Source organism: Rhodococcus sp. EPR-157 (assembly GCF_001647195.1).
GTDB lineage: Bacteria > Actinomycetota > Actinomycetes > Mycobacteriales > Mycobacteriaceae > Rhodococcoides.
In genome coordinates, this window is sequence record NZ_LVCV01000143.1 from 1 (window position 1) to 8,563 (window position 8,563).

Below are 8,563 nucleotides of genomic sequence, written 5' to 3' on the forward strand. Positions count from 1 at the left end.
CCCCCGAACGCCGAACAACGAGCAGACGACCGCCGCCGCACCGCACTCGACAACCACACCGACAACCCGAATCCCAACAACCCCGACGACCCCAACAACCCCGACGACCCCGACACCGAGAATCCCGACGATCGCACCCCAGACACCGACACCCCAGACCCGGACTCAGGCACAGGCACAGGCACAAGCACAAGCACAAGCACAGACTCAGACTCAGACTCAGAAATGATCTACGACCCCGATACCCTCGCGCGGATGGTCGGACCCGAACCCGTCAGCGACACACCCGACCTCATCCTCGGACGCACCACCACCCTGCCCGCCGGACACCTCCCCGACCCACCCACCGCACCCGACACCAACACACCCACAGGCACCAACGCACCCACCGAACCCGACACCCTCCCGCGGCTGACAGCGGGACTCCTTGCCGAGCACTACCGCGCCCTCGTCGCCGACGACCCCACCCACAGCCACGCCGAATACCCCGACGGACACGGAGGACACCACACCCCACCACCCGGAGCGCTGCGCTACACCCCCAACGCAGCCCTGGCCCACTGGGTCCGCACCCACCACCCCACCTGCCGACACCCCGGCTGCACCGTCCCCTCGACCCGCTGCGACCTCGACCACATCGTCGAATTCGACCACCACAACCCCGAACACGGAGGCTGGACCATCGCCACCAACCTCGGCCCCTTCTGCCGCACCCACCACAACCTCAAAACCAGCAAACACTGGACCACCGAACGACTCCCCGACGACGTCATCCGCACCACCGACCCACACGGCAACAACTACTTCAGCCCACCCGAACTATGACCGCACACAAGAGCCGAGCGCCCATCGCACCGGACTACCGTTTCGAACAGCTGGTGGGAATTACCAGGACAGCCAGGGTTCCGAGGTCGCGACCGTCAGTGCAGCCTCGGAACGGCTCATCCGTCGGACACCGAACAGCACGCGTCGTAGGTCTCGCTCGTTCATCCCCGTCCTCGCGAACCATCGCCTCGACCGGTGCACAGCCCTCGACGCCGACATCACCAACGAGGCAGTGTCCGATCGAGCGAAATCCACGGCGACCTCCCCTGCCCGGCCTGGACCCAACTCCGCCGCGAGAAGTGACAGCGACTCGTCCGAGAACAACACACGACCTGACACTTCGACAACGAAACGGCACCGCGAGAGTATCTCGCCATCGGGAAATCCTGTGCGCACCCGGCAATCCCAGACCCCCAACGCGGCGTGGAGGGCTGGCGCGTCGTCACCGACGAGCCACACTGCACAGTCGGATCCACGAAGCACGGACGCCACCGTCGCCAACAACGAGGCCGGGGTCTGGCCCAGTGTCGAGATCAGGACCACGGTGTCGGGGATGCGGTAGTGCAAGCCAGATATGCGGGCGGCGGGATCGGTGATCAGCGGTGCCAGCGCCAGCGCCTCGCCGTTCTTCTGACTCGTCCGGTCCGCGACCTCGCGCTCGGCCCAGTCAGGACCGTCGTGCCAGGCGAGCGCTGCCGGTTCATGGGCAAAAACCGCTCCCATCATGAATGCCCGATTGGCGAACTCCCAGTCCTCGCCCCCATAGTGGACGAAGGAGGGATCGAAACCTCCTACCGCATCGAACAATTCAAGACTGCACGTCAGGACGGCGCTCAGGATGTACTTGTACCCGTCCCATCCTGGTCGCAACAGGTTCTCCGTACGCTCGTAGCCTTCGATCAGCCACTGCGGTTCACCGTCGTTCGAGTCTGCCCACGCAGACGCATCAGCCATCCATGAAGCCAACGAATCAGGCTCTACTGCAGCCAGATTCGCGTGCTTTCGACGGCCGACAACGACCGCATCGGGAATCGACGCCGGCAGTCGTACGGCCTGACGCACGTAGTCGGGACCGGGCACCGTGTCCGCGTCGAGGAAGCATAGGATCGAGCCCTTCGACGCGTCGGCACCGAGATTCCGCGCAGCCGCAGCTCGAAACCCTTCGTCGTCCTGCCGGACCAACGAGATGTCGAGCCGTGACGTCCACCGGTCCACCGGCGGGCGTTCAGCCGAACCATCGTCAGCGACGACCACATCCATCTTCATGGACGGGTATGTCTGCGCAGTCAGCGCTTCCAACACAAGCGAAAGTTGCTGCGGTTGCTGATAATACGGGATGACCACGCTTACCGACGGAGTCTCGACAGGATCGACCATCAGGTCCCAGCGATTGTCCGGCACGAGCGATCGCCCGTCGTTCAATTGCACTGGACGCGGGCTCATCGAGACCATGTCCGAAGCAGTTCCGCGTAGGCAAGCGCGACATCGGCCGGTGACGGCGACGGGATGGTCGAGGAATCGAGCCATGTACTCGACGGGTTCGCGACGGCATGGGCGATCGCGGTTCGCAGCGCTCGCTCGTCGTTGTCGTGCAGTTGGACCATGCCGGGAGATCTCTCATCGAGCTCCTCCGTATACGGCGTCCGAGGAACGAGCGGCTTTCGCCCGAGAGAGATCCACGAGTTGATAGATCCAGAGGCCGACATATGGCGGTGGTAGGCGACGGGCACCGTCACCCGTGCCGCCCTGGTGCGCAGTTCCGCGTCGTCGAGAAACCCCGTCACCTCGCAGGCCCTTCCCGAACCTGCCGCAGCTGCGTGAAGTTCGTCCACCAGGTCCTCGTGACCGGGCGACGGCGTCCCCAGTGCAACGAACCCCACCGCGGGAGGAAGATCGCGCAGCGCATCGAGCGTTTCGATATGCCCTTTGCCCGGATAGAGAAATCCGAGGACGCCGACAGTGCGCTGGGCGGTGGGCGCGGGGCGAGCGACGGGGTACCGCTCGATCATGAGCGGAACGATCTCCGGCTTCAAATTCGCGTCGACGTTGTCGGCCAACAACGTCGCTTCGTGGCTGCTCGACACGACTATCCCGACAGCGCAGGACGCTGCTTCCCGATAGAACTCGACGCGAGAGCGCATGGCTGGTCCGTCGGATGGCTGCGGAATGTCGTGCAGCGTAACGGAGGTGGGACTGCGCAGTCGCCGAATCGTCGCGCGCAATGCGTGCGCGGCGGCAGCAGGGGTTCGTCCGAACAGCCTGTCGGTCACGTGAATGTGGACCAACCCGCATTGCTGCACATCGGTCGGAATGTCAGCATCAGGATTGTCCAACCGGGCCAACGGGTGCTGCTCGCCTATGTCCTCCAGGGCCTTTCGAACCGAGATGGCGCATCGGACGACACCATGAGTGTCCGGCCCGATGACGAGATGGCCGGTATCCGATTTCACGACGACAGACCCAATATGTCGATCAGTTCTCCATACCGCGCCAGCGCCGCACCGACGAACTCGGGATGCTCTGCATACCAACGAGTCTGAACGTCATGGACGGATCTCGGGCTTACCGATTCGCCGTCCACGCACCACGCCTCACGTACTCGCGCGTCGAGCTTCAACGCATCGATCACCTGAGCCTCCAGCGGCGCCCGAATGTTGCCGAGCAGTTCCCGCTGCGGACGAACCGGATCGGCGCACCCCAGTGCCCCGAGAATGCGACTACCGAGCTCGCGCAGTACCTCGTTGCCCGGGTGGTTGATCGTGTGCGCGGCCTTGTCGCCGAGTCCGAGAAGCACATCCGAGATCCCGACATCACAGTCGCGGCGTTCGCGCATACCTAGTTGTTCCACGCTCCACTCGGCAGCCGCGCGCACCCGCTCCGGCGCCACGTCCACATCCCATTGGTCGAAGTCGGTTCGGGCCTCGACGACACCGATCACAGTTCGGAGATCGTGATAGGGCACACCGGGAGGCACCGCGGACGGATCCGACGGGTGCCGCACGATGACCTGAAAGGGATAGAGACCGCCGTAACGGATCACCGGCCACACGATGTGCTTCTGGGGTGACCGGGGCCGTCCGAGCATGTCGGCGGTCCCTATCGGCAACCCGCGATACCCCGATCGAACGGGTTGCGAGACGAACACCGCTGCCGAGTCGACTGCATGCTCGACGAAGCGCATGTCCGCTCTGGTCAGCTCGTGGACCGGAGGTACACGAAGAGTCCGATACGGCAGGTCAGGTGCGCTGGACAGCACAATTCGCAGTGCCTCGGCCTGGCAGTTTCCCCAGACCAGAAGCACCGGACGGTCGTCGGCGGGCTCATCGATTCCGTAGAACTCGCCATAGTGCCGTGTTCGACCGTCGATCTCGCCATCCGCGACCGGTCGACGTTCGCTGTAGTATTCGGTTGTCTGCAAAGACACTCCCTCTCGAGCAGCCGGGCCGGGTCCGCCACACCCCGTATATCCGATCTGCCGCAAAGGAACCTCGTTTGTTCAATCCCGACTCGATGACTGTCGCCTCGGTGCCCACCTCCCATGCCTATGTTGCGCACCTCGATCCCGTCGGAGGGAGCCGCGGTGTCGTGCGCGTGCCGGATCCGGTACCGCCCGGCGCAGACGGCACCGAGCGGTGGTGGCCACCGCGATGGCTCGATCCCGAGTGGTTGAGCGAGCACATCGACCGGTTCGACGTGCTGCACCTGCACTTCGGATTCGACGCCATGAGCGTCGAACGTCTGGAGGACGTCGTGCGAGTGCTGGACAGCGCGGACAAGCCACTGGTCTTCACTGTGCACGACCTGCACAATCCGCACTTCGTCGACAACACCGTGCACACCGCTCACCTCGACGTGCTGGTCGCCGCAGCCGACGAACTCATCACACTCACCCCAGGTGCCGCACACGAAATCGCCGTGAGGTGGGACCGTCGTGCGACGGTTCTGCCACATCCGCATGTTGCGCCGCTACATCTGATCGGCCGACCACGAGATGGCTCGCCGACCTTCGTCGTGGGCGTACACATGAAGAGCCTTCGACCCAATCTCGATCCTCTGGCGGTGCTCGACACCGTCGTGAACACGATCGCGGAACTGCCGGACGCCACCGTCCGCATCGACATCGACCAGGACGTCCTCGCGACAGACGGGCCGGACAGCATCCGCATCGAGCGCGTGTTGAAGCACTACCGATCCGTACCCGGCGTCGCAGTACGAGTTCACCCCCGATTCACCGACGCAGAACTGTGGCAATACTTGACCGAGATCGATGTGTCCGTGCTGCCGTACCGATTCGGGACCCATTCCGGCTGGCTGGAGGCGTGCCATGATCTGGGGACCGCCGCAGTCGTTCCTGACTGCGGTTACTTCTCCGAGCAACGCCCCTGCCACACATTCGGTTTCGGTATCGACCGATTCGATGCAGTGAGCTTGTCCACGTCGCTGCGTGAGGCGCACGCCGCGCGGTTCGACACCGCTGCCGCTACCCGCGAAGCAAGGGAACGTGAGCGGGAGGACATAGCACAGGCGCACGAGCACATCTACGCGCGCGCTGGCGCACGTGGATTCGGCATGACCGGAGCGAGCAGATGACAGAGCGCGACTCCGTGTCGATCGGTGGTGTCGCATGATCGGGTACTACGCTCACCATCACGGGTCCGGACACGTGACACGGGCGACATCGATTGCTCACTGCCTCGCTGAACCGCTCACTGTGTTGTCCTCGCGACAACGCCCCGCACACAGCGACATCGAGTGGATTGTGCTTCCGCTCGATATGGATGACACCGCCGTCGATTCTCTCGATCCGACGGCAGGGGGCATCGCACACTGGGCACCGACGGGGGTGCGCGGACTCACGGACCGGATGGCCGTCATCGCCGAATGGGTTGCGCGAGAGAGGCCGACCCTGTTCGTCGTGGACGTGTCGATCGAGGTCGCGCTGTTCGTCCGACTACTCGGGGTCGACGTCGTGGTCATGGCGATGCCAGGCGACCGTACCGACGAGCCCCACGAGCTTGCCTATCGGGCCGCGACGAAGATCATTGCGCCGTGGTCGCAGTCCTTCTACGACCCGGAATGGCTGCACCCCTACGCCGCCAAGACGAGCTACGTCGGCGCGATCAGCCGATTCGACGGGCGCCCACGAGAGTCGACGTCGACCGATCCCACCGTTGTCGTCCTCGGCGGAGCGGGTGGAACAGCATTGAGCACGTCCGATGTCACCGATGCTGCCTCCGCAAATCCGGAATACCAGTGGGTGCCAGCGGGTATCGACGATCAATCGTGGGTAGACGACGTGTGGCCGACATTGTGTTCGGCAACCGTCGTCGTCACGCATGCCGGGCAGAATGCGATAGCCGACTGCGCGTGCGCCCGGGTGCCGACGATCGTGATCCCGCAGGAACGCCCGCACGGCGAACAGAGCGCGACTGCGAAGGCACTCGAGACGGCAGGCGCTGCCGTGTTGGCCGACGGATGGCCGGATCCCGGCACGTGGACGAGCGTACTGACGCGCGCACGGGCTCTCGATTCCGCCGCGTGGAACAACCTGCGTCAACCGGGCGCCGCCGCGCGAGCAGCGGGAATACTCAGCACCGTCGTCGACGATAGGTCCGCCCGGTGAAGATCGCAGTGGTCACCGTGGTCTCGGGCCGGCACGAGCATCTGACCGCCCAAATGCACGGACTTCGACGCTCGTCGATATCTCCGTCGGAGCACATCGTGGTGTCGATGGGAGACGAAGACATCACCGATGTCGTCCGTGCCGCGGGCAGCGACGCCACGGTCATTCGGATGGACACCTCGGGCCCTCGGCTGCCGCTCGCGTCCGCCCGCAATCTCGGCGCACGTACTGCGATGGGGCACTGCGCCGATCTCATCGTCTTCCTCGACGTCGACTGCATCCCCGGCGTCGATATGCTCGCGCGCTACGCCGCAGCCGCGGACGAGGCCAAGGGCGACCGAAGCCTTCTGTGCGGGCCCGTCACATACTTGCCGCCGAACCCGGCCGGGTGGTCGGCCGACGCTCTGCTTGTTGCCACCGATCCGCACCCGGCGCGTCCGAACCCGCCGCCGGGCGCGGTACTCGTCGGCACCGACTACGACCTGTTCTGGTCCCTGTCCTTCGCATCGACACCGAGCACCTGGCAGGTGACCGGCGGATTCGAGGAGGACTACACGGGGTACGGCGGTGAGGACACCGACTTCGCCGCCACCGCACAGGCCGCGGACGTCGCACTACTATGGGTCGGCGGCGCACATGCGTACCACCAGTACCACCCCGTGTCGTCACCTCCCGTCGAGCGCCTCGACGACATCATCCGGAATTCGGCTTTGTTCCACCGACGTTGGAACAGGTGGCCCATGACGGGCTGGCTCGACGAATTCGAACGTCGTGGGTTGATCGAGCGAAATGACTCGGGAGAGATACGTCGCATCGGTTGACGGGTAAGTCTCACCCTGCGGGGTACACGACCGACTACACATACGGAAGAACAACGAGGAAAGTTCGACGATGCCAACATCTCACACCAGTTCCGTTGCGAACCGGCCACCGACGCTCACCAGGGCGTGGGCACCAGATCTGGATACGGATCGTCTCTACGCACTGCTGAAGCTCAGGGTGGAAGTATTCGTAGTAGAGCAGGCCTGGTTCTATCCGGAGCTCGACGGATACGATCTGCTTCCGCGTACGAGGCACTTCTGGGTCGAACGCGAGGGCGCAGTTATCGGAACGGTACGGCTGTTGGAAGAGACAGAAGTCGGCATGCGTCAGTATCGGCTGGGCCATCTGTGCACGCGCCGCACCGATCGCGGCTACGGCCACACGACGAGGTTGCTTCAGGCCGCCCTGGCGGATGTCGGCGAAGCGCCGTGCCGAATCGATTCGCCGAGCTATCTCGTCGAGATGTACACCCGCCACGGTTTCGTGCAGTCCGGCGAAGAGCAGATCGACAACGGAGTACCGCTGGTTCCGTTGCTCCGAAACCAGCGGTAGCCGAACTACTTACTTGCCGAATTACCCTCGGTGTCGTCCACGAAGGCCCACTCGCCGTCGTGGTCGACCTCCAATCTCCACCCCAACTCGCTGTTGTCCGCTTTCTCGTCGATGAACCATGCATACGCGTCTTCGGCGCTCTCGATGTCTTTGGTTGCGACGACGTCGCCGGTCGGGTTCAGAACTCTGTAATCAGCCATACTGAAGCCGTACCCGTCGGAGGGGCACATCCAAACGTGTTTACCTACCTCCCCGTGGGGTACTGAGCAGCAATGATCCACGCGAGCACCCCTTATCCCCTTGGGGTTTCCCTACGGTCCGACGGCAAGGCCGACGTCGCCGTCTATTCGGAGACCGCCGACTCCATCACTGTCGTGGTCGTCGACGACAACGGTGACGAGGTGGCCGCGACCGTGTTGAGTCACCGAACCGGGCACGTCTTCCATGGTTTCGTCGATGGTCTGTCGAACGGTAGCAAGTACGGGCTGCGAGTGGATGGACCGTGGGATCCGGCAGAGGGGCTGCGTCACAACGCGAACAAGCTTCTGCTCGATCCGTACGCACGCGCGATCGCAGGCTCCGTGGACTGGAACGAATCGGTGTTCTCGCACTACCACGAGGAGCCGGAGACGATGAACGACGCCGATTCGGCATCGTCGATGATGCTGTCGGTCGTTGCCGTCTCCGAGTTCGACTGGGGTACGGACGCACCGCCGCGAACTCCCCTGGACCAGAGCGTCG

At 64.1% G+C, this 8,563-nt stretch carries 9 protein-coding genes and 1 pseudogene; 6 read left to right on the top strand and 4 right to left on the bottom strand.

Annotation, left to right across the window (positions count from 1 at the left end):
• Positions 1-825: HNH endonuclease signature motif containing protein (locus A2J03_RS05705; RefSeq protein WP_231912387.1), on the top strand; the 825-nt coding region annotated here is incomplete at its 5' end.
• A gap of 60 nt (positions 826-885) precedes the next feature.
• Here the strand turns inward: A2J03_RS05705 and A2J03_RS05710 are convergent.
• From A2J03_RS05710 to A2J03_RS05720, 3 genes are read right to left on the bottom strand one after another with little or no spacing between them, the layout of a single operon-like run.
• A complete protein-coding gene (locus A2J03_RS05710) occupies positions 886-2,268 on the bottom strand; it encodes a glycosyltransferase (RefSeq protein ID WP_068370626.1) in 1,383 nt (460 codons plus the stop codon).
• Positions 2,265-3,275 (bottom strand): hypothetical protein, encoded by a 1,011-nt coding sequence (locus tag A2J03_RS05715; RefSeq protein WP_068370617.1) that lies wholly within the window; start codon positions 3,273-3,275, stop codon positions 2,265-2,267. Before A2J03_RS05715 ends, A2J03_RS05710 begins: the two co-directional genes overlap by 4 nt.
• Positions 3,272-4,243 carry a WcbI family polysaccharide biosynthesis putative acetyltransferase gene (locus A2J03_RS05720; RefSeq protein ID WP_068370628.1) on the bottom strand — a complete coding sequence of 324 codons (972 nt, stop codon included), beginning with the start codon at positions 4,241-4,243 and terminating at the stop codon, positions 3,272-3,274. The genes A2J03_RS05715 and A2J03_RS05720 overlap by 4 nt, the downstream gene beginning before the upstream one ends.
• Positions 4,244-4,335: 92 nt before the next feature.
• Between A2J03_RS05720 and A2J03_RS05725 the strand changes: the two genes are divergently transcribed.
• From A2J03_RS05725 to A2J03_RS05740, 4 genes are all read left to right on the top strand, one after another.
• Positions 4,336-5,415, top strand: coding sequence for a hypothetical protein (locus tag A2J03_RS05725; RefSeq protein WP_068370630.1), 1,080 nt, complete (start codon positions 4,336-4,338; stop codon positions 5,413-5,415).
• 34 nt (positions 5,416-5,449) lie between these two features.
• Complete coding sequence (locus A2J03_RS05730) at positions 5,450-6,448, top strand: glycosyltransferase (protein ID WP_068370620.1); 999 nt, start codon at positions 5,450-5,452, stop codon at positions 6,446-6,448.
• A complete protein-coding gene (locus A2J03_RS05735; protein ID WP_068370622.1) occupies positions 6,445-7,269 on the top strand; it encodes a glycosyltransferase family 2 protein in 825 nt (274 codons plus the stop codon). The genes A2J03_RS05730 and A2J03_RS05735 overlap by 4 nt, the downstream gene beginning before the upstream one ends.
• 70 nt (positions 7,270-7,339) lie before the next feature.
• Positions 7,340-7,822, top strand: coding sequence for a GNAT family N-acetyltransferase (locus A2J03_RS05740; protein WP_068370624.1), 483 nt, complete (start codon positions 7,340-7,342; stop codon positions 7,820-7,822).
• A gap of 5 nt (positions 7,823-7,827) precedes the next feature.
• Here the strand turns inward: A2J03_RS05740 and A2J03_RS05745 are convergent, their stop codons facing one another.
• Entirely contained in the window at positions 7,828-8,022 is a 195-nt protein-coding gene (locus A2J03_RS05745) for a hypothetical protein (RefSeq protein WP_068370625.1), read from the bottom strand.
• Positions 8,023-8,094: 72 nt separating this feature from the next.
• Here A2J03_RS05745 and A2J03_RS05750 point away from each other — a divergent pair.
• Positions 8,095-8,563 (top strand): annotated as a pseudogene (locus A2J03_RS05750) (glycogen debranching protein GlgX); the annotation flags it as partial.